Annotated in this window: 20 protein-coding genes; 11 read left to right on the top strand and 9 right to left on the bottom strand. The window is 41.2% G+C overall.

Translation table 11 applies throughout. The features are described 5' to 3' along the window. The first annotated feature begins 137 nt into the window (after positions 1 to 137). The 5 genes from dapA (at position 138) to V7L07_RS30495 (ending at position 6008) form a co-directional block, all read left to right on the top strand. Positions 138 to 1022, top strand: a complete 885-nt coding sequence (gene dapA, locus V7L07_RS30515) for a 4-hydroxy-tetrahydrodipicolinate synthase (protein ID WP_335063085.1) — start codon at positions 138 to 140, stop codon at positions 1020 to 1022. 277 nt (positions 1023 to 1299) lie between these two features. Beyond that, complete coding sequence (locus V7L07_RS30510; protein WP_335063083.1) at positions 1300 to 3069, top strand: ribonuclease J; 1770 nt, start codon at positions 1300 to 1302, stop codon at positions 3067 to 3069. 317 nt (positions 3070 to 3386) lie between these two features. Then, entirely contained in the window at positions 3387 to 3665 is a 279-nt protein-coding gene (locus V7L07_RS30505; RefSeq protein ID WP_335063204.1) for a Uma2 family endonuclease, read from the top strand. Between the two features lie 75 nt (positions 3666 to 3740). Further along, positions 3741 to 4901 carry a hypothetical protein gene (locus V7L07_RS30500; protein WP_335063081.1) on the top strand — a complete coding sequence of 387 codons (1161 nt, stop codon included), beginning with the start codon at positions 3741 to 3743 and terminating at the stop codon, positions 4899 to 4901. A gap of 729 nt (positions 4902 to 5630) precedes the next feature. Further along, a complete protein-coding gene (locus V7L07_RS30495) occupies positions 5631 to 6008 on the top strand; it encodes a Mo-dependent nitrogenase C-terminal domain-containing protein (RefSeq protein ID WP_335063079.1) in 378 nt (125 codons plus the stop codon). A gap of 110 nt (positions 6009 to 6118) precedes the next feature. Here V7L07_RS30495 and V7L07_RS30490 read toward each other — a convergent pair whose 3' ends face one another. After that, complete coding sequence (locus V7L07_RS30490) at positions 6119 to 7975, bottom strand: caspase family protein (protein ID WP_335063077.1); 1857 nt, start codon at positions 7973 to 7975, stop codon at positions 6119 to 6121. 201 nt (positions 7976 to 8176) lie between these two features. Between V7L07_RS30490 and V7L07_RS30485 the strand changes: the two genes are divergently transcribed. The 3 genes from V7L07_RS30485 to V7L07_RS30475 all read left to right on the top strand — a co-directional run bounded on the left by V7L07_RS30485 (position 8177) and on the right by V7L07_RS30475 (position 9947). Further along, on the top strand, positions 8177 to 8668 hold the full coding sequence (locus V7L07_RS30485; RefSeq protein WP_335063075.1) for a hypothetical protein: 492 nt from the start codon (positions 8177 to 8179) through the stop codon (positions 8666 to 8668). Positions 8669 to 8863: 195 nt separating this feature from the next. After that, complete coding sequence (rpmF, locus tag V7L07_RS30480) at positions 8864 to 9037, top strand: 50S ribosomal protein L32 (RefSeq protein ID WP_012407602.1); 174 nt, start codon at positions 8864 to 8866, stop codon at positions 9035 to 9037. 304 nt (positions 9038 to 9341) lie between these two features. Further along, on the top strand, positions 9342 to 9947 hold the full coding sequence (locus tag V7L07_RS30475) for a sulfite oxidase-like oxidoreductase (RefSeq protein WP_335063073.1): 606 nt from the start codon (positions 9342 to 9344) through the stop codon (positions 9945 to 9947). 111 nt (positions 9948 to 10058) lie between these two features. On the opposite strand, the gene V7L07_RS30470 is transcribed toward V7L07_RS30475, so the two are convergent. Together V7L07_RS30470 and V7L07_RS30465 are read right to left on the bottom strand one after the other, a co-directional pair. Further along, positions 10059 to 11441, bottom strand: coding sequence for an aldehyde dehydrogenase (locus tag V7L07_RS30470; RefSeq protein ID WP_335063071.1), 1383 nt, complete (start codon positions 11439 to 11441; stop codon positions 10059 to 10061). Between the two features lie 189 nt (positions 11442 to 11630). Continuing rightward, positions 11631 to 12770: a hybrid sensor histidine kinase/response regulator gene (locus tag V7L07_RS30465; RefSeq protein WP_335063069.1), complete on the bottom strand. Its 1140-nt coding sequence runs from the start codon at positions 12768 to 12770 to the stop codon at positions 11631 to 11633. 173 nt (positions 12771 to 12943) lie between these two features. On the opposite strand from V7L07_RS30465, the gene V7L07_RS30460 reads away from it, so the two are divergent. Genes V7L07_RS30460 through V7L07_RS30450 form a run of 3 tightly spaced genes read left to right on the top strand, consistent with a single transcriptional unit; the run spans position 12944 to position 17454 of the window. Then, the gene (locus V7L07_RS30460) at positions 12944 to 13288 is read left to right on the top strand and encodes a CU044_2847 family protein (RefSeq protein WP_334703797.1); all 345 of its coding nucleotides are present in this window, start codon (positions 12944 to 12946) and stop codon (positions 13286 to 13288) included. Between the two features lie 9 nt (positions 13289 to 13297). Beyond that, a complete protein-coding gene (locus V7L07_RS30455) occupies positions 13298 to 13966 on the top strand; it encodes an AAA-like domain-containing protein (RefSeq protein ID WP_335063067.1) in 669 nt (222 codons plus the stop codon). Next, entirely contained in the window at positions 13966 to 17454 is a 3489-nt protein-coding gene (locus tag V7L07_RS30450) for an AAA-like domain-containing protein (RefSeq protein ID WP_335063065.1), read from the top strand. Before V7L07_RS30455 ends, V7L07_RS30450 begins: the two co-directional genes overlap by 1 nt. Positions 17455 to 17528: 74 nt before the next feature. On the opposite strand, the gene V7L07_RS30445 is transcribed toward V7L07_RS30450, so the two are convergent. From V7L07_RS30445 to ureA, 6 genes are all read right to left on the bottom strand, one after another. After that, positions 17529 to 17738, bottom strand: coding sequence for a hypothetical protein (locus tag V7L07_RS30445; RefSeq protein ID WP_442936099.1), 210 nt, complete (start codon positions 17736 to 17738; stop codon positions 17529 to 17531). A gap of 235 nt (positions 17739 to 17973) precedes the next feature. Beyond that, positions 17974 to 18927, bottom strand: coding sequence for a transposase (locus tag V7L07_RS30440; protein WP_335063062.1), 954 nt, complete (start codon positions 18925 to 18927; stop codon positions 17974 to 17976). Between the two features lie 3 nt (positions 18928 to 18930). Continuing rightward, a complete protein-coding gene (gene ureC / locus V7L07_RS30435) occupies positions 18931 to 20646 on the bottom strand; it encodes an urease subunit alpha (RefSeq protein ID WP_335063060.1) in 1716 nt (571 codons plus the stop codon). 13 nt (positions 20647 to 20659) lie between these two features. Continuing rightward, complete coding sequence (locus V7L07_RS30430; protein ID WP_335063058.1) at positions 20660 to 21328, bottom strand: Coq4 family protein; 669 nt, start codon at positions 21326 to 21328, stop codon at positions 20660 to 20662. 31 nt (positions 21329 to 21359) lie between these two features. Continuing rightward, positions 21360 to 21674, bottom strand: a complete 315-nt coding sequence (locus tag V7L07_RS30425; RefSeq protein WP_335063056.1) for an urease subunit beta — start codon at positions 21672 to 21674, stop codon at positions 21360 to 21362. A gap of 14 nt (positions 21675 to 21688) precedes the next feature. Further along, the gene (ureA, locus tag V7L07_RS30420; protein WP_012407584.1) at positions 21689 to 21991 is read right to left on the bottom strand and encodes an urease subunit gamma; all 303 of its coding nucleotides are present in this window, start codon (positions 21989 to 21991) and stop codon (positions 21689 to 21691) included. Between the last annotated feature and the right edge of the window lies 1 nt (position 21992).

Genomic DNA, 21992 nt, shown 5'->3' with positions numbered 1-21992 from the left:
GCAACAAAGGACAAAGGACAAAGGACGAAGGACAAGTGACAAAGAACTAATGACACTTGAAAGCAATTTGCAGATAGGTTATTACAATAGAGAACCACCAAGATATAAAAACATGGGTAATCAGGAGTGAAAAAAGGGTGGGAGATTTTGGCAATGTTTTAACCGCTATGATTACGCCATTTAAAGCAGATGGTAGTGTCAACTATGATGTAGCGGCAGAACTGGCGGCGCATCTAGCTAACAACGGTACAGATACATTGGTGATGTGCGGCACAACAGGAGAATCCCCAACACTAAGTTGGGATGAAGAATACCAGTTGTTTGTCGAGGTATTGCAGTCCGTGGCCGGAAAAGCCAAGGTCATCGCAGGTTGTGGATCAAATTCCACCAAAGAAGCGATCGCAGCTACCCAAAAAGCGTCTAAAATAGGAGTACATGGTTCCTTACAAGTTGTTCCTTATTACAACAAACCGCCACAAGCGGGATTGGAAGCGCACTTTAAGGCGATAGCACAAGCCTGTCCCGACTTACCATTGTTGTTATATAATGTCCCCGGTCGTACCGGACAAAACCTTCAGCCAGAAACAGTTGCCCGGTTAGCTGAGGTTAACAATATTGTCGGGATTAAAGAATCCACTGGTAGTATAGATCAGGCAAGCGAAATTCGTCGCTTGACACCAAAAGAATTCCACATCTATTCTGGTGATGATTACATGACTTTGCCCTTGTTAGCGATCGGGGCAAAGGGTGTGGTAAGTGTAGCTTCTCATCTGGTAGGAAACCAACTACAGCAGATGATCCAAGCTTTTAGTGCCGGAAAAATTGAGGTAGCAAGCGACATTCATCTCCAACTGTTCCCGTTGTTTAAAGCCCTATTTCTCACTTCAAATCCCATTCCAGTGAAAAAAGCACTGAAACTTCAAGGTTGGGAGGTTGGTTCAACTCGTCCGCCGCTATGTGAAGCTGATGTAGAAGTCAGTCAAAAATTAGAAGCGGTTCTGAAAGAACTTAGTTTAATCTAGCCACCAACTAGTTAAGCATTGGTAATCTACTTCCTTACCAAAGATACATATAAACAACAATCATAATTGTTCATAAGTTGCAATTTAAAAACCTGTGCTAGGACTGATAGATATACTATGAATCCTTGAGTGTACAGTCGATTTTATTGAATAAAAAATTGAAATCTTCAATTAAAACTTGATTGCTTTCAGACTGACTTAAGAGACAGATGATGTCTTAAATGCAAGTTCGTTAACTATCAACTTAATTAACCACAAGTAACAATCTCAGGAGAAAATGGCTAAAAACGAAGCTAATAATTCCGCCTTGAAAATTATTCCTTTGGGCGGTTTGCATGAAATTGGGAAAAATACCTGTCTTTTTGAGTATGATGATGAAATTATCCTGTTAGATGCGGGATTGGCTTTTCCCACAGAGGCGATGCATGGAGTAAATATTGTTTTACCAGATACGACCTATCTGCGAGAAAATCGCCACAAAATTAAAGGGATGATCGTTACTCACGGTCATGAAGACCATATTGGCGGGATTGCTTTTCATCTCAAGCAATTTGATATCCCCGTAATTTATGGGCCCAGATTAGCAATGGCAATGCTAGAGGGTAAATTAGAAGAAGCAGGAGTCCGCGATCGCACCGAAATCAGAACAGTTCTACCACGTGATGTGGTACGGATTGGCAAAAACTTTTTAGTTGAATATATCCGCAATACCCACTCCATCGCTGATAGTTTCACTGTTGCCATTCATACTCCCCTTGGTGTAGTCATTCACACAGGGGATTTCAAAATTGACCATACCCCAGTAGATGGTGAAAAGTTTGACTTGCAACGTCTAGCAGAACATGGAGAAAAAGGCGTTCTGTGCCTTTTAAGTGATTCCACTAACGCCGAGATACCAGGATTTACACCTTCAGAACGTTCAGTTTATCCCAATCTGGAGAGAGTATTTAGTCAAGCGACAGGACGACTATTTGTCACTACCTTTGCTTCTAGCGTCCATCGCATCAACATGATTTTGGATATCGCCAAGAAGCAGAATCGTGTAGTGACAGTTGTGGGGCGTTCCATGCTGAACTTGATTGCTCATGCCCGCAATTTAGGTTACATCAAGTGTGAAGATAATCTGCTGCAACCATTGCACGCCGTCCGCAATCTACCAGATGAAAGAGTACTGGTTTTAACTACAGGTTCTCAGGGTGAAACGATGGCAGCAATGACTCGTATTGCTAACAAAGAACATCCTCACATTAAAATCCGCGAAGGAGATACGGTAGTATTCTCTGCTAACCCAATTCCCGGAAATACCATCGCTGTAGTCAACACCATTGATAAATTGATGATTCAAGGTGCAAAAGTGGTCTATGGTCGGGATAAAGGGATTCACGTCTCTGGTCACGGCTGTCAGGAAGAACAAAAGCTGATGATTGCCTTAACTCGACCGAAATTCTTTGTGCCATTTCACGGCGAACATCGGATGCTAGTGAAGCACGCAGAAACGGCTCAGAGTATGGGCATTCCCGCAGAAAATATGATCATTATTCAGAATGGTGATATTGTCGAACTGACTGAAGATGCTATTCGCGTCGCTGGTAAAGTGCCATCTGGTATCGAATTGGTGGATACTACTAGTTCGGGTATGGTAAGTGCTAAAGTCCTGCAAGAACGGCAACGCATGGCTTCAGAAGGCATTATCACGATCGCAGCTGCCATTGATTGGAATGGTAAACTGTTGGCGAAACCAGAAACTCACCTGCGGGGTGTAGTAACAAGTGTAGAGCGATCGCTGTTACAAACTTGGGTAAAACAACGCATTGAAGAAATCCTCACTGTGCGCTGGTCAGAATTTGCTCCTGGCGGTGAAGCAGCAGATATAGACTGGGGTGGATTGCAAGGTACTTTAGAACGAGAATTGCAACGTTCCATCCGTCGGGAATTGCAATGTCAGCCATCTGTGACTTTGTTGATGCAAATCCCTGATGAGCCACCTGTAAAAGTTGCTGATGGGAGAAGACGGCGCACTCGGACTGCTGCTCAAGTAGCATCATAGAGAATTTACAGTGTCTACTTTTGCCCTGGCGAAGGTCATTCGCGGCTACACAGGCAAAGTCCGCCTCCGCGGACTAAGGTCAAATCAAGGTTTTGAAACCCAGGATCGGTAGCTTTTGTTTGTGTAGACGCGGTTTCTAACCGCCCGTTTCGCTGTGCCCCTACCGCGTGGTCTATTTACCTGAAAATAGCTGTAAGATAAAAATCTCACACAGAAGCGCAAAGACGCAGAGTTTTTCTGAACGTCTTTGCGCTTTGGCGTGAGATAGAGTCTTTTATTATGGGTATGACTAAAACACCAATGAACAGGCAAAAAGTATTGAGACTACCTCGGCTATCCTCAAAACTGCTCCACCTCTCTTAGTTGAAGTGGTAAGCCCTGAATCTATTGATAGAGACTATAACCAAAAAACCTCTGAGTATGCGGCGATGGGTGTGGTCGAGTATTGGATTGTTGATCCTCTGGAAAATAAAATAATTGTGTGTTTGCCAAATCAGAGCAGTTACAAGCAAACTGTGTTTATCGAAGACCAACGGATTGTTTCTCAAACATTCCCAGAATTAACCCTGACAGCCCAGCAGGTGTTTTCAGCTTAGGGTTAATTTTTTCACTAACTTGCTTCATTCTGGCATGATTCATATACGGAAACTGTTTTAAACAAAGGGTTGGATATGCGTATCAAGCGTGTACTTAAAAATAATATTACTTATTTACATCTAGTTGAGGAGGGTTATAGCCCTGAAAAGAAGAAGGGCGAAAATAAAATAATTAAGGTATTGGGGGTAGAAGAACAAGAACTAGCCAGGCCACTCAATGACATGACTGAAGAGTTTGCAGTTGTGTGGGCGGAGGACAGGACTTTAGGTAATGCCGTGCCATTTAGTGAAAGAGTTATAGGAAAGTTCCCAGAGGAAGATAGCGGTAGTGGCGTAATCCTCCCCTGTGATATAGTTCCATGTGGCAAGTTTCGTAACGGGGCAGAGCGCTGGTGGTGTCGCACCCATCAAGTACACTGGGGAGTCAAAGCTGATTTGCAACAGGCAGTTCAAGGTGATGAGGGTATAAGATGCTCAAACTCCACCCAGCCTATGCATTACACAAAAAATCCGTTGGTGATTAATCCAGATGATTATGCAGGAGGAATAGGTATTTGGGCAGCACTACCAACTGCAATTAACACTACAGATGAACCTGATATTAATGGCGTTTTAATTCATGTACATATCAGACCTCAATTGCAGGGCAAAAAGAGTATAGATGGTAACTTCCCATCTGTAGTGATAAAGTCCTGTGAATCGTCACCATTATTTGGTAATGCACTGATAAATATACAAAGAGTTGTCATTGCTCCACCCTCAGCACTAGCATATCTAGAAGCATTGATTAACAACCTGCCTCTGGGGACACTCTACTGTAACAGATGCCAGCACCCACATTTAGACCTTGGTGACTTTGCTAGAAATCCACACAAAAAACATTTTTGCGGCAACTGCGGTGTTGATTCTAACTGGTCAAAGACACCTATCGTTAGTAGTCCCCTCAATGAATTAGCAAACAAACTCACAAAAAACCCAAACTTTGTTGAGAGCGATCGCACTTTAGACCTGAGAGACTACCAGGACTGTCAGATCAAGGTATGGTCATCGACACCAGCCGTTCTCTGGACTAGCCAGCTACCCCAGGAAATGGGCATCCATGTCCATATCTATCAAGGGAAAAAAAAGATTGTAGATGACTCATTTGGAAAGGTTACAGGATTTGACGGTTCGTCTCTTGAGCGTGAAAAGCTATTAGCGACTATGTTAGATAAAGCAAAAAAACCTGCTGTTTGATACCTCAGAGAAAGTTAAGTACGATTGCCTTTGATAGAGCGATCGCCCTCAATTAACCTAGAGGACTGCGATTAACACTCAATATCATCGGCAGTAATGTCTAATGATAAGCCGCTACGCGTCTACGCCTAAAAAATCCTGCATAGGATAGGTTGCAATACTGCGTAGGTTTTTTCTAAAAAATAAAAATGTGTCAGTTGGGTTGAGGCTTTGCGAAACCCAACCTACGAATATTCTGAGACTATATCACTCTCAAATTGCCACTGCCAACCTAAGTTTTGTGAAATGCAATCGATTCTACTCGATTAAAATCAGTGCTTCTACGGCATTCAGCTATCAATGAACAGGACACACTTACGTGAGAAAGTGGGAACACGGAGAGGAAAAAAGCCTTCTAGGGTATTACTGATGTTTATACTTAGCAAAAATACTTTCAGAAAGACCTTATATTAAGGTTTGTAAATGTTACACTAAAACCTATCCAATGACGGATGTCTTTACTAAAATTTAAACTGTGTCAAGTTATGAACAAGATCGTAATATTACACTACCGATCCCCAGAAAATTGCGATTAACTTGACGTAGTAATAAATTAGGTTCTGACTTAAGTGGCTAATTAGGTATTACATTATATCGCAGTCAGAACGCGATTTTTCCGGGAAAGTTCGTTGCCACGTTGTATATATTCATCAAAAAGGTGAATAGCCTCAATAACACAGAGGGTTAACCATGAAGGTATTCGACAATACCACCAAAAAGATTTTTCTGGCAAGCTGGGTATCAATCAATCAAGCAGAGACTACTGACCATAAAGTAACCCAGCTTAACCATTCTCCTTCCAAGCCCTACTGGGATATTCTCCAACCCCTACGGCAGCGAGTAGAAAGCATTCAAGTCCGCGATCGGCAACTAGCTCACCGTTTGTGCAAAGTGATTCCATCTCAATGCCCCTTTGAGCGCGATGTCAAATTATTTGGGAAGACCTTGTTTCACATCCCACCCATGTGCAAGCTCAACCCCTTATATGAAGAAGTGGTTGGTTTACGTTTCCGAGCGTTGTGCTATCTAGCCGACGAGTGTGGCGAAGATGTATCGCAGTACTGCTAATACTGAGATATGAACGCTGAGGAAAAAGTTAGGAGTCATGATTAAAAGGTCGGGGATCAATAATATAACTCCTAATTCCTAACTCATAACCATTTTTTATTATTTGTTTACTATTTCTTTTGCCATTTTTGAATGGCATCCTGAGCATCTTCATAAGCGGCTGTTTCCTCTGGCACTAAAGCAGCGGTCGCAATTGCGGCATTACGATCTCCTTCGGCGGCGCGACGCTTGGCCAGGTCTAAAATTTTCTCACTCCATTTATTGATCGATTTCTGGGCTGCATCGAAGCCTGGTTGATCGGCTGGTACTTTCTTGGCGACTTCAATTGCCCGATTATAGGTAGATGCCTGTTCAGACTTAATTAAGGCATTAGCCGCATCTAAAAGAGTTTTGTTACTCACATACTGTTTACCCTCTAGCCGCCACAGATTAATTGCTGCTTGTGCTTTGGCGTAGGGGGCTTCGTCTTTGGTGATTAATCGAGCAGCAGCAATAGCGCTGGCATACTGTCTTTGTTTAGCTCGACCTTCTGCTAAATCTAAAATCATCTGGCTCCAAATCTGAATATTCTCTTGAGCTTGTTCGTACAGTGGTTCACCCGATTGAATTTTTCGGGCTGTAGCGATCGCCATACTCAAATCACTCGCCTGAGTTTGTCTGAGCGACATTTTTGCCAGGTCTAATACTGCTTGATTCCGTTTTTTTGACTCGGAATTAGAGACTATTTGGGCGCTAGATTGATTTTTGAGTCTAACTGCTGGAGTACCAACGCTTGGTAAATTCTCGATCACCTGGCGATCGCTAACATTAGTATTAGGTGATGTGCTTGATATTTGCTTAATTCTAAAAGTTTCTTGATTACGGAGAAAAACTACAGCGATTAAACCTGCTACCAGCAAGCTGCCTCCGCCCCATAAGATAAACTGTTTCCAAAAAGGGATGCTTGGCTGATTCGCTGGCAATCGCGAGACATAACCTTTGGAGGAATTGGGGATAAATCTTCCTCTGGTACTAACTCCTAAAGAAGTTTCCGCCATTGGCTGGGAAACTAAGCTGCCACTTGACTCCTGGACTTTTTGACTTTTCAACTGTTGGGAAGATTTCACAGTAGCTTCTCCTCGTCTGCCCCGATCTGCCGAAGTTCTAGAGGAATCATCGAGGGGAGGAGCTGCAAGGGCTACAGCAAAAGATTCTTCAGGATAAATTACCGGTTCTGCTTGAAAGTCGCTTTCTACTGCCAATTCTGGCAAGATTACTTGCTGTCTTGATGGGATAATAGTGGCAGGGTTTTGGACAGGACGCCAGTGGTGGTGACATAATTTTGGCACAATCAGGCTGAGGTAGCTTTCTAAATCTGCCAAGTTGCTACCATTACCAGAACCCAAAGCTTCTAACAAAGCTGCTGTAAAGAATCCGTGACCTAATTCGCTACTTTCATGGGAAAATTGCTCTGGTTGGCAAGAAAGAATTGTTGCGAGTTGTAGCTCTTGGGCTAGTTCTATGGTTTCTTCACCAACGGGAGCATCTGCTTGAGTGCCAAAAGCACGGTTGATATCGAGTAGTAGCAGTACATTTAAGTCAGCAAGTTGCAGACTTTGCATCAGCGATCGCAATTCTATGCCAGTCTCTTGTACTAGTTCGGGGTTGCCCTCTGCTGGCATTAAGTAATCTTTGCCCTTGTAGTTGACTCCATAACCGCTAAAGAATAACCACAGATAGTCTTCTGGTTGCCAACTTCTTGCTGCCAAATCTTCAAGTAGCAGCAAAATATTCTCCTTCGTCGGGTAAGTTGACCTATCCCCAATCGGTGGCGAAGTATCTGTCATGACTAAACAGTGTTCGGGGAGAAAACCTGCCTCTGTCACCAAAAAATCGTCTAGTGCCTCAGCATCCGCTTGGGCACAACTTAAAGGTTGAAATAACTGATATTGATTGATGCCAATCGCGATCGCCCAGTAATTTGCCATCCCGCTCTTTGTCAGTTATTGTTTGCTGGTCTTAAAATTGCGGTTGGCTTTGCCCAAAAAACAAAGCTAACCTGTGTCTTATAGTCTAGGGAGATTCTAATTGAATCTTCAGTTAGAATGTAATTTTTATTACGTTAATTAGCCGGAAAATACCTTTTACCTAATTTCAATAACAGATCATCATTAAGGAGATAGAAGGTCATGAGCAAGATTTCTGCTCACCTACCATCATGGATCACTCCCTTTTCAGTTATTAGCCAAATTGCCAGAAGAATCCGGATAATTCCTTTAGTAGTTTTGCTTATATCTACTGTCCCTGCGTGGTTTTTGATGGAAGCGATCGCACCGCAGGTTGTGCGAGCTTACACCGCTAGAGTTGATCTAGCTATCGACCGTCTGCCAGGAGAAAACTATGAAACCGTTCTCAGAAGGGCGGAAGCGGCTGCAAGGGCAGCTGCTCAAAGGAGCTTCGACCAAGATATCTTGGTGACAGATGTTTCCATTATTGTTTCCGTACAAAATGATGGCGCGATCGCACCAGTTCTGGCATTAGATGTCAGTCGTCCACAATGGCGATCGCGCCCCGATGCTCAAAATTGGGCTACTTACTTTAAAACTGCGCGATCGCTACTTTTCTTTGAAAATAACTCTAATACAGTTCCCGCAACTGGTGGTGCGCCAACTAAAAAATGACGGGTTTAGCCAGACACAGAGAGAAGTTCGAGCCAAGAAAGGCTTGGCTCGAACTTTTTCTCAGAGAGATACAAAGTTTCCATGTCCCACGTAACTTTTAACCCGACTTACTTAATTCCTAACTCAACTGTTGTCCTTCGCGTCAGTGGATGGCCTAGAATAAGAAGGTTGTCAAGAATCGCGATATCTGCTGAAATGGCTGTTCCTAAGAAGAAAACTTCAAAATCAAAACGAGATAAACGCCGAGCTACCTGGAGACACAAAGCTGTCGTCGAAGCTCAAAAAGCCCTGTCTCTGGGCAAATCAATTTTGACTGGACGTTCTACATTTGTATATCCAACTGCTGAAGAAGAGGAAGAAGAATCTTAACAATTCAAAATGACGCTCTCTACGAGACGCTGCGCTCACAAAATTCAAAATGAAAGACATTTTCAGACGGGGATTTAGCGAGAAACGCGGTCTTGGGCTTTGCCCAAGAGGAGCGATTTCTCAAGACAAACCCCGACTGAAACTCACAAGCTCATTAGATGAAAAAAATTGGTAGTGAGTAATTGGGAATATCCATTACCCATTACCTATCAAGTAATCATATAAAAAAGAAAACATCTGATGCTTTGGGCGACTCAGCACAAAAGATTGTAAATACTTTGAGAAAACTTATTTTTCTCCAACTATGCTAGGAAAATTTTTTCAGAAACCAGCAAAAGAAGAAGGCGATCGCGTCCCTCCTGGTCAACACTTAGCTAAAGGTTTCCCTGTATTAACTTATGGTGAAACTCCCCAAGTCAGCACTGAAGAATGGGAGTTTCGAGTTTGGGGTTTAGCAAAATCTGCTACCTTTAGTTGGTCAGACTTTATGGCGCTACCTCAACACGAATTCACAGCGGATTTCCACTGTGTAACGCGTTGGTCTAAACTCGATGTCAAATGGACTGGCATTAAAGTTACAGATTTTATGGGTCTGATTGAACTAGATCCCAAGGCAGCCCACATTATGGAACACTGCTACGGCGATTACACTACCAATATTTCTGTAGAAGATTTTATCCGCGAAGAGAACTTCTTTGCTTTTAAAGTTTTTGGTGAAGACCTTCCATCTGAACACGGTGGCCCGATGCGGCTAGTTGTACCCCATTTATATGCTTGGAAAAGTGCTAAGTGGATTAATGGTTTGGAATTTTTGCCCGGCGAAGAACTTGGTTTTTGGGAGCGCAATGGCTACCATCGCCGTGGTGAACCCTGGGCTGAGGAGCGTTACAGCAACGCTTTTGGGATTTGATAGTTAGGAGTTATTCAATTTTAGATTTTAGATTTTGGATTGGAAGAAAAATCTAAAATTGGCAGAGTTAGGAGTTATGGATTTTTATTCCTCACTCCTCACTCATAACTTTTAACCCAGAAGTTTCTTTATGAAAGGCAATTTGCCCTGATATGGAGCGTACCGCCATTTTAAATCAAGCCAGAAAGAGTTTTGCAATACACTTTTTTGATGGGAAAATGTGTCAAAACTAGCTTTACCGTGATAGTTGCCAATACCGCTATCTCCTACTCCACCAAATGGTAAAGATGAGACACCAACCTGCATAACTGTATCGTTAATACAAACTCCACCAGAGGAAGTTTCCTGTAAAACTCGCTTTTGTAGGTTTTTGTCTTGAGAAAATAAGTATAATGCCAAAGGTTTTGGTCTAGAGTTAATCAAGGCGATCGCTTCTGCAATGTCAGTATATTCAATGATGGGTAGAATCGGCCCAAAAATTTCTTCCTGCATTACCGAATCTTCTAAGGAGACATTATCAATCACTGTCGGGGCGATATAACGCTCTGAAGGTTGAGTTTTTCCACCGATGATAACTTTTCCATCTTTGAGAAAGCTAACCAGTCGATCAAAGTGTTTTTCACTAATAATCCTGGCATAATCGGGGCTGTTTATCGGATTATCGCCATAAAATTCTTTTAAGTTTTTTTCCAGACCATCTATTAAATCTTTTTTGATTTTTTTATTAACTAAAAGATAGTCAGGGGCGACACAGGTTTGTCCAGCATTAATAAATTTTCCCCAAGTGATTCGTCTAACAGTGTGTTCCAGATTAATGTCAGTATCTACGATACAAGGACTTTTGCCACCTAATTCTAAAGTCACTGGGGTGAGATATTTTGCCGCTGCTGTCATAATAATTTTGCCGACGGCTGTACCACCAGTAAAAAAGATATGGTCAAACTTTTCTGCAAGTAGTTTTTGACTCGCTTCCACGCCTCCTTCAACGACTGCAATATAACCAGGGTCAAAATGTTTGGCAATAATTTCAGCAATGATATGGGAAGTATGAGAAGCAATTTCTGAAGGTTTGATAATTGCACAGTTACCAGCTGCGATCGCACCTATTAAAGGTGAGATAATTAACTGAAATGGATAGTTCCAAGGCCCAATAATTAAGACAACCCCCAACGGTTCTGGATAAATTTTTGCTGAGTATGAAAAAAAGTCCCAGGAAACGGATGCTTTTTTGGGCTTACTCCAGTTTTGAAGATGTTTTATAGTGTAATCAATTTCTTTAACTACGCTGATTTCTGTAATGTAAGTCTCAACTTCTGGTTTATGTAAATCTGCTTGTAATGCCTCGACTATTGACTTTTCATACTTAATGATTGCTTGCTTAAGATTTTGAAGTTGCTCAATGCGAAAATTTACATCTTTAGTTTTTCCTGTTTGAAAAAACTCTCGCTGATTATGGAGAACATTGCCAACGTTAGATAATTCAGTGGTAATCATTATTTTGTCCTCTTAAAAACTATTTGCTTAATGCTAATGCTGTTATAGAAATCATACTCAAATCGTCAATTTTAGGGTTGAATTTTATAATTTAAATATTTAATTTTCATAGCAGATAGTAGTAATTATAAATTATGAATTATCTGGTTAAAAAGCTCTAAAATTCATAATTTACAATTACTAATTTTCTTAGATTTTGGTGGGTAGAAGCACAATAAATACACTACCTTTGCCCAACTCAGAATTAAGCAGAATAATGCCTTGATGTGCCTCAACGATTCGACGAGCAAGGTACAACCCTAAGCCACTACCAGAACTCTTATGGTTGCCTTGGCGAAATCGTTCAAAGATGGTAGCCAGTTCTTCAGGGGGAATACCCGGGCCTGTATCCGCTATTTCAATTCTAATATAGTTAACAGAATTGAACTTTCCAGATAACTGAGATTGACTACTGTTGTCGGACTGGCGTTGAGAAGTAAAACGAATAGTCACAGAACCAGAGTCGGTAAATTTGATCGCATTGCCGATAAGATTTGTAAATAGACGATGTAACTCTAAGCGATCGCCCATAACTGTGTTTGATTCTTGGGTAAAATCCACACTTAGCGACAGTGCTTTATCTTGAGCTAAGGGTGATAATTCTCCAGTTACCTCTTCTAGCAATTGACCCAGATTAACTGGTTGAAACGCTAAACTTTTGCGACCTGCTTCAAAACGATAAACTTCCAATAAGGTATTCACCATAGAAAGCAGGTTGATATTGCTACGGGCCATGATGGCGATTACTTCCTGCATTTGCGTTGATAATGTTCCCAACGCGCCTTGCTGAAATAGCATTAACATGCGATCGGCGGCTACTAAGGGAGTGCGTAAGTCGTGGGTGAGGCGGGAAACAAAATCTTCTCGTTGGCGGGCAATTTCATCACGTTCATCCATACTATGCTTCAAACGTAAGAGCGATCGCACTCGTGCCAGCAATTCATCTACTGTTACAGGTTTACGGATAAAATCATCAGCACCCAAGTCTAATCCGTGGGCGACGTTGGGCGCATCGTGGGCAGTGATCAGCAATATGGGGATGTATTGCGGCAATTTCATCTCTTTGCGAATGTGCTTAGTGACTTCGTACCCATCCATCCCTGGCATCATTAGATCCAGTAGAACCAAGTCACAAGGAGAAGCTTTTAATTCTGCCAAGGCCGAAATCCCATTTTCTGCGGTGCTAATGGTGTAACCTTCTTCCTCCAAAATAGTTTTGATCAAAAACACGTTATCAGGAGAGTCATCGACAACCAGAATTTTGTCAGAACGAGAAGATTGTGAAGTCATAGTAGATGCAAAGTACGGGGTAAAAGTAAATTTTTTAGAAAACTGGTTTATTTGGTATAGTTTTTAAATAAAACTTTTAGGTAAATTCCTTCCAAATCAAATTTCTACCAATAAATTTATTTAAAAAATACTTTACTTACCTTTTTAACAGATAGCCACAAGCTAATTGAATTATGGCTCGTAAACTTCTAGAACTGAATACAGAGGATGGCGGCACGATTTTGGTAGCAGTTGAGCTACCAGAAGCATCAGTAGTTCGTGTATCGCCAACTGGCGAGTTACCTATAGAAAAAGTAGAGGCTAACTTCGATGCAGTTAAGGAATTGATTGTTCGCGGGTGTCGCCCAATTACAAAGGCCTTTCGTACCTTGCAACAAGAATCGCAACCCGTAAGCGGAGAAGTTGAGTTTGGCGTAAATTTTACCGCCAAAGGCTCAGTTTATGTAGTCGAATCCACTGGTCAGGCATCACTGAAGGTGAAAATAACTTGGAAACTGGCACTCGAAGAAAACAAGTAATAAATTTTCATGAATTGGGAATTAGTTAAAGCTTGTACCGTGGCGATTGCTACCCCAGAAGGTTACATCCAAGGCACGGGCTTTTTTATCTCACCCAATGGACATTTACTCACCTGCGCCCATGTAGTTGAGTCAGCAGGTGGTTGGGAAGAAGTGCGAGTCAATGGGCAAGGGGTTGAGTTGGTTTATTTAGGCGATCGCACCCGTGATGATTTCGCCATATTGCAATTATCCGGTTATCAAGGTGCTTCAGTTCCCTTAGCTGTTAATTTTCAGCCGATGGATCGATTTCTGTCTATTGGCTATGGACTCAATTGGAGTTTTCCCCAAGTTGAACAACTAATGGCAATGGTGGGAGGACATCCTTATCTTGTACGAGTAGCACTTTATCACATTGCCAGGCAGGATATTACGCTCAATCTGCTTTTGCAAACAGCCCCCACAGAATCTGGCCCTTATAGCGACCACTTACGTCGGCATTTGTGGAATTTAGAACAGCGTCCAGAATTAGCTGCTGCTATCAAAAAGGTAGTTGCCAATAGTAGCCCAGTTCGGTTGGATTCGATACAATGCTTTAAATTACTCAGCATGGGCTTATTACAACAGCAAGGAAATGATGTAACGCCACGTTGTGATTTGTATCGTCAATATTTTTGCGATCGCCTGAGAGTTAGCTGATGAACATAGAACAAAATCCAGCTTATGAATATCAAGTGGGAGGGAGTTTGCCATTTAATGCTCCCAGTTACGTCAAACGACAGGCAGACAAAGATTTGTATGAGGGATTAAAAGCTGGGGAGTTCTGTTATGTTTTGAATTCGCGGCAAATGGGTAAATCTAGCTTGCGAGTACAAACCATGCAACAGCTGCAAGATAGGGGGATTGCTTGTGCTGCGATTGACTTGACACAGATTGGTAGCCAGAATCTTACACCAGATCAGTGGTATGCAGGTATAGTACGTAGTTTGGTGAATAGTTTTTATCTTGCAGGAAAGTTTGATTTACGTAGTTGGTGGCGAGATCAGGATCATCTGTCTCCTGTACAGCGATTGAGTGGATTTATTGAAGAGGTACTGCTGGTTGAAGTTTCTCAATCTATTGTCATTTTTATAGATGAAATCGATAGCGTTCTTAGCCTAAATTTTTCGACTGACGATTTTTTTGCTTTACTCCGAAACTGCTATAACCAGCGTGCTGACAGTTCACAATATAAGCGTCTTACCTTCACTCTTTTGGGAGTAGCTACACCCTCGGATCTGATTCAAGATAAAAAGCGTACACCATTTAATATTGGTCGTGCCATTGAAGTCAACGGTTTTCTTCTACACGAAGCCGAACCATTAGCACAAGGATTAGTGGGAAAAGTGAGCAATCCCCAAGCAGTGCTGAGTGAAGTATTAGCTTGGACGGGCGGACAACCGTTTCTTACCCAAAAACTTTGTAAACTCATCCCAAATAAGATGGAGACATCAGGTGTTGAGAAATTAGTGCGATCGCATATCATTACAAGTTGGGAATCTCAGGATGAGCCAGAGCATTTGCGAACAATACGTGATCTTCTTCTGAGGAATAAACAGCGTACAGGTAGGTTGCTAGGACTTTATAAGGAAATCTTGCAACAACAAAGAATACCATCTGATGACAGTCTGGAACAGAAGGAATTGCCTTTGACAGGGTTGGTAGTCAAGCGACAGGGGCACTTAGAGGTCTACAACCATATTTATAAGGCAGTTTTTGATCAAAGATGGGTTAACAAAGAATTAGCAATTCTACGGCCACCTTTCTACCACGAAGCAATAACAGCTTGGTTAGCCTCTAACTGTGAGGATGAGTCACAGCTTTTGCAAGGAAACGACCTAAAAGATATACAAAAATGGGCAGCAGAAAACAACTACAGATTAAGTAGTGAAGATAGTAAATTTTTAAATGCGAGTCTGGAGCTTTATAACCGAGAACTGGAGAAAGTTGCAGAACCAACCAACTTAAAATTTAAACATGAAAAGGCATCTTCAGTTGTAGATTTAATTTCTTTATGTGATAAGTATCCAGACATTGCAGAAGATTACTTGTTCAACAGTAATTATCTCGAAGATTGGCTGTTCCGCCGTAGCGAGACAGATTTAGCATACCTGTCACGAAAGATTGCTAGTTCATACAAGCAGGAAAGACGTAGAGGTGTGGAGATGTTTGTGCGGGGACTATGTGAACATCTAAAGCGTGTTCCATATCCAAAAATATTGTTTGAACCACCTAAGATAGAGTTTGGTGAAATCCCCATCGGATGCCAAAAAAGGGTTTCCTTGAAAGTTAGTAACAATGGACGTGGGTTCGCATGGGGAGATGTAACTAACCCTAATCTCCCAGGTGTGAGTGTACCTGAACAATTTGATTCTTCTACTGACACAACATTCGATATTAATTTTGATGCTATTGAAGTTGAACCGGATGATTATCAAGGTACTATTGTCATTGACTTGAAAGAGATGGAGTATACCTGTCGAATTCCTATAAGTTACAAAATTAAAAAACTAAATATCAGCAAGCCAGAAAAATTAGACTTGGGAGTTCTTTCACATGGTAGGCATTCATTTCCAAGAACATTAGTAATTACTTGTGAGTCTTCTGGCGGAAGACTTAAGGGAATTGCTTCAACTAAGATGAATGAAATAGAAATAATACAGCATAGTTCGCAGGGAAAATTATTAGAATTTTCGTTGACTATAGATACCACTAATCTAGAGGCTGGTAACTATAATACTGAAATAATTATAAAAACAAATACTGGTAAATTTCAAGTACCTATTTGCTTCAAAAAATCTCTAAATTGGGACATTATAACCGCATTAACCGCTAGGATTTGTATCCCTCTAGGATTAGTCATGTTTTTAATCCGCCATATTTTGGGTAACTATTTATCAGTAGGTTTAGATGATAATTGGGTTTTGTCATACCCACCAGAAGTCAGTGGAGCTTCTTATTTACCAGAATTTTTTCCTTTTTTCCATCTAAGTATATTTGGGATACCAGAGGTGCAGATTATATGTTCAATTTTTGGTAGTCTAATATTCTTTATTTGTGCGTTTATATTTCGTGAGGATTTAAATTTATTAAAAGAAAAATTAAAATCAAAAGTAGGAATATTTTATAATTCGAGAAATCAAGTAAGAGAAAGATATAAAAATCGATCTGGTTGGAGTAATCAATGGGTTTATAACCTGCGATATTCTCCCAGTAAAGGAATGATTATTTTAGTTTGGCTAATCAAAACAACATTTTTATTATTAATACTATTATGGCTAATTATATTTATCATTAATTGGATAATAAACCTTCTAGCATGGCTTGGTTCAAGTTTTCTTCTCATTACTGACTTAACTACATATCCACTTAAGGCAATTGGCATCGAACAAGCAGCAATTGGTTGGTTAGTATTGGGTTGCTTTGTCGGTGGAGCTATAGGATTAATTCAATCTCTCAAACGTATAGAACAATATTCTTATTTAGATAAAGTTTATCTAATTGCTATTATCATACCTTCCCTACTATTCATAACTGGCTTGATAAACGCTAATTTTCAACATAATATAGACTTTTTTCCAAATGTTGTACTTGTCGATGATTTTAAATATCCATCACAAAATTGGAATAAAGATACATTGCTAAGTATAAAGAATGGAGGTTTATTCCATCCTGGAACTAAAAATAATAATTTTAAAGTATCTATTTGGGGCAATAAAAATCAGATATTTAAAGACTTTGATTTTTCAGTTGATGTTAAAAAGGTTAATGGAACTGATGATTCAGCATTCGGTATAATTGCCCGAACTAGCGAGAACAATAAATCTAGTGTAAGGCAGAATTTTTATTACTTACTAGTTAAAGGTAATGGCGAGTTTGCGATGGGAAAGCTCATAGGAAGTAAAAAATGGGAAGATAAATTGGGCTGGCAACATTCTACTAGCATCAAGCAAGGTAATAATATAAATCGATTAAGAGTTGTTTGCAATGGTAAAAAGGTAATTGGATGGATTAATGGCCAAAGAGTCGGGATATTTGAAGATGACTCTTACACTTCTGGAAAAGTTGGAGTTATTTCATTACGAGGCAGCGATGATGGGGCTGCTGTATATTTCGATAATGTTATTTTTAAAACAAAGCCAGAATAGAATGCCCCGCATCACAAAATTTGCAATGACTGAGTATTAATTTGTATTTATCAAAATTAAAGGTTGTGTCAACACTACTCATCCCTAATTTGCTGCTGATATTCCAAAGGATCTTGAGTTAGTTGAATTACACCTGCATACTGGTTTAAATTAAACTCTTGTTTTTTTTGTGATTGATGAGCTTCTAATATCTTCTCAATTTGCTGCCAGTCCTGATAATCAATCAACACTGCTACCGGACGCATAGCTTCATCAGTCACAATTTTTTTCTTATAAGGTAGCACGATTTTGTATATCAGATACAACGTTTTACTATATTGATCGTAACTCCAAAAAAAATTGATGAGGGCAACTTTACTCTCATCTTTAAGAGGGATATCTGGTAATCAACCGCTCGATATCTACGCTTATTTCTCAGAGGTGAGACTATCTAAAATTTGCTGAAATTCTGCCGTGGAAGGAATTGCGTAGGCGAAGCCCGTCGTAGACATCGCATCTCACCATCAAACAAGCTTACGCTCATTTCCCAGAGGTGAGATTATCTAAAATTTGCTGGAATTCTGCCGTGGAAGGAATTGCGATCGCACTTTTGTGAAGCATTTTTAGCACAGATGGTTCTTCTATCCTATTGATAACTTCGACAATAGGGCTTGGCACTTCTCCAAATCGCGTTTCTAGGACTGTAATGATGCTTTCTCTAGCATTTTCGACAATTCCTTCTTCTTTTGCTAGCCTTTCAATACTAGTTACGTACCGCATTCTATCTGCCTCCTCGTAACTTCTAACTTCTGTTTTAAAACTAAGCGCCAACTCTTTTGGCAAAACCATTATCCAGTCGATAAACCGAAATAATTCCTGAATATCTTCCCGGCTATATCCCCGTTCGTACAGCCGTCTGACTAGGCTTAGTTTCCACTGTAGCCGATTTTCTGGGTTTCGTTGCGTTGCTTTGGTCTTGAGATGCGCCATCACAATTACACCAAAGGGGTTGGTTGTTTGCTCTAGGGTTTCCCACCTTTGCTCATAGTCCAACAGTTTCGCCACAGGAAACTCTAAGCTGACGCGACATCCGCCCAGTTGATAGCTGTAGCTGGAAGGTCGCCAATTCGCTTGTTCATCTGCTAAAACTGCTAAACTAATGACTCGCTTTTTATGGCGGTCAAACAAGCGGTAATTATATGTGTACATCCGTTCGGCAAATTGGCTGTCATATTGCCCTTGGACTTCCACATAAACCAATACCCAAGCTTCTTCACCATCTAGTAGCCAAACTTTTGCGACTTTATCGACCAAACGCCGTCCAATTTCTGCATCCGGTTCTAGCTGTTGCAGTTCTGTGTCCAGAAATTCATAGGGTCGCGTCCAGTCAATTTCGGCATAAGCTTGGGTGAAAAAGAATTCCAGAAAGCGAGGGAAATATAGCTCAATGACTTCTTTCCAAGGACTATCATAATCAGTAAGTTGCTCGGTCATGAATTAAAACAAAAAGTACCTCTGTGCCATTGGTAAAACTGTCGCAGGTTCACAAATTAGCAACTCTCCATCTGCCCTAACTTGATATGTTTCTGGATCTACTTCAATGTGAGGTAGTGCATCATTCAGCTTCATATCCCGCTTACTCAATTGGCGTGTCCCAGAAACGGCAACTGCTGCCTTTTGTAAACCTAGCTGGCGGGGAATTTCTTTCTTTAAAGCTGCTTGTGAAACAAAAGTTAATGATGTGGCATGACGCGCCCCTGCAAAACTACCAAACATCGATCGCATATACACTGGTTGCGGTGTGGGAATGCTGGCGTTAGCATCGCCCATTTGCGCCCATGCAATCATTCCGCCTTTAATCACTATCTCTGGTTTCACGCCAAAAAATGCCGGACGCCACAAACATAAATCTGCTAATTTCCCCTCTTCCACTGAACCCACATATTCAGCAATTCCGTGAGTGATCGCCGGATTAATTGTATACTTAGCAACATATCTTTTTGCTCTAAAATTGTCTGCTTTTTGCTCAGTTCCCTGTGGGTTAAGACTTCCCCGTTGCAACTTCATTTTGTGAGATGTCTGCCAGGTGCGAATTATCACTTCGCCTACTCTTCCCATTGCCTGAGAATCAGAAGAAATCATGCTAAATGCGCCTAAGTCGTGCAAAATGTCTTCGGCGGCAATGGTTTCCCGACGGATGCGAGATTCGGCAAAAGCGACATCTTCGGCGATCGCAGGATCAAGGTGATGGCATACCATCAACATATCTAGGTGTTCATCTAAAGTGTTGAGGGTGTAGGGACGTGTGGGATTAGTGGAAGATGGTAGAACGTTAGCTTGGCCGCAAACTTTGATAATATCTGGTGCGTGTCCGCCGCCTGCGCCTTCGGTGTGGTAGGTGTGGATGGTACGATTTTTAAAAGCTGCGATCGTATCTTCGACAAATCCGGCTTCATTCAGGGTATCAGTATGAATCGCTACTTGCACATCATAAGCATCGGCAACACTAAGGCAAGTATCAATTGCTGCGGGTGTGGTTCCCCAGTCTTCATGCAGTTTTAACCCCATTGCACCGGCATTTACTTGTTCGACAAGTCCTTGGGGTTGGCTGGCGTTACCTTTTCCCAAAAATCCTAAGTTGACAGGAAAAGCATCAGCAGCTTGCAGCATTCGGTAAATATTCCAAGGGCCGGGGGTGCAGGTAGTGGCATTAGTACCAGTAGCGGGCCCAGTACCGCCGCCGATCATGGTGGTAATACCGGAAGCGATCGCCACTTCAATCTGTTGGGGACAAATAAAATGAATATGGGCATCAATACCGCCAGCAGTGAGGATCATTCCTTCCCCTGCTAGGGCTTCGGTTCCGGGACCGATAATAATATCTACATTGTCTTGAATATAAGGATTTCCGGCTTTACCAATTTTGAAAATCTTGCCATCTTTAATGCCAATATCTGCTTTGACAATTCCCCACCAATCGAGAATTAAGGCATTAGTAATTACTAAATCTACAGCACCATCGGCGTTAGAAATGGGGGATTGTCCCATTCCATCGCGGATGACTTTACCGCCGCCAAATTTGACTTCATCGCCGTAGGTTGTGAAATCTTGTTCAACTTCTATAAATAATTCTGTGTCTGCAAGTCGGATGCGATCGCCTACTGTTGGCCCATAAGTTTCGGCGTAGGCACGGCGATCCATTCTGTAACTCATTATCTCATTCCTCTTAATTTAAAATATCTGAATCAATTTCTAATTCAGTTCTCCATTCTGATAAAGCTTTATCCCAATTTTCTTCCCACTTTTGTGCTAATAATGGTTTTGCTTTTGACCCCATTCTGTAGCCGACAGCTATCTGTTCTAATAAATTAGGGAGAACATCTGGTGATTTTACAAGGATGGATAATAACCCCCCTCCTACTAAGAAAACAGCTAAATTTCTCCGAGTTTGGGCTAATTCAAAAGCTTTAAGACCTAGTTCTCCTAGTCCATCAGTTTTAAAACCTGTAACTACATGCCAAATATCATGAGTTTGACGGCTGCGTAACAGCACATAACTCACATCGTCTTCTACTTGCATTTGACGATAAAAACCGGGGTCAAAACCAGATTTTTTAATATAAGATGCGTAGGCATATCCTAATGAGTCTTCAGGATATTGCAGCAATACTTCGATATCAGGATATGGTGCAATATAACGTTCTTGAATCAACAGGGATACTTCAAGTTGAGTTTTTAACCACTCAACAGCTAATAAACTCGCCTGGGTGTAACGCAACTCATCTTCAAGATTGTAAATATAGTCTAGGTTAGCTGGTTCTCTAAACAGACATACCATTGATTTCAATATAGTTTTAAAATCACGGCTGATGCGTCGCTGTTCTGCTATTAACATATAAAATCCTCAATGAATGTCTGAGTCTATTTTAGATTAGTGGCAAGTTTCCGTTAATTTTAGCGTTGAAGCCGTAGACTTGACGAGTACCAACGAGAGGAACTAGAGTTATTTCTTTTTCATCACCTGGTTCAAAGCGAACTGCGGTTCCTGCGGGGATATCGAGGCGCATTCCTCGTGCTTGTTCTCTGTGAAAGTTTAAGGCGTTGTTAACTTCATAAAAGTGATAGTGGGAACCGACTTGTATAGGGCGATCGCCTGTATTTGACACTTGCAATTTTACAGTTGGACGACCAACATTTAGTTCAATTTCACCTGCTGGTGTGATAATTTCGCCAGGAACCATAATTAATTCAAAAATTAACGAATTGGATTATGTACTGTAACTAACTTTGTGCCATCAGGAAAAGTTGCTTCTACCTGCACATCATGCACCATTTCAGGTATCCCTTCCATCACATCATCCCGCGTCAATAGAGTTGTACCATAACTCATTAATTCAGCTACAGTTTGCCCATCTCTTGCACCTTCTAAAATGGCAGCAGAAATATAAGCGATCGCTTCGGGATAATTCAGTTTTAAACCCCTTCCTTTACGTCTTTCTGCTAATAAAGCAGCTGTAAAAATTAATAGCTTATCTTTTTCCTGCGGCGTAAGTTGCATT

Origin of the sequence: Nostoc sp. (assembly GCF_036916985.1) — a bacterium.
Taxonomy (GTDB): domain Bacteria; phylum Cyanobacteriota; class Cyanobacteriia; order Cyanobacteriales; family Nostocaceae; genus Nostoc.
This window is presented reverse-complemented; position numbering and strand designations above follow the sequence as displayed.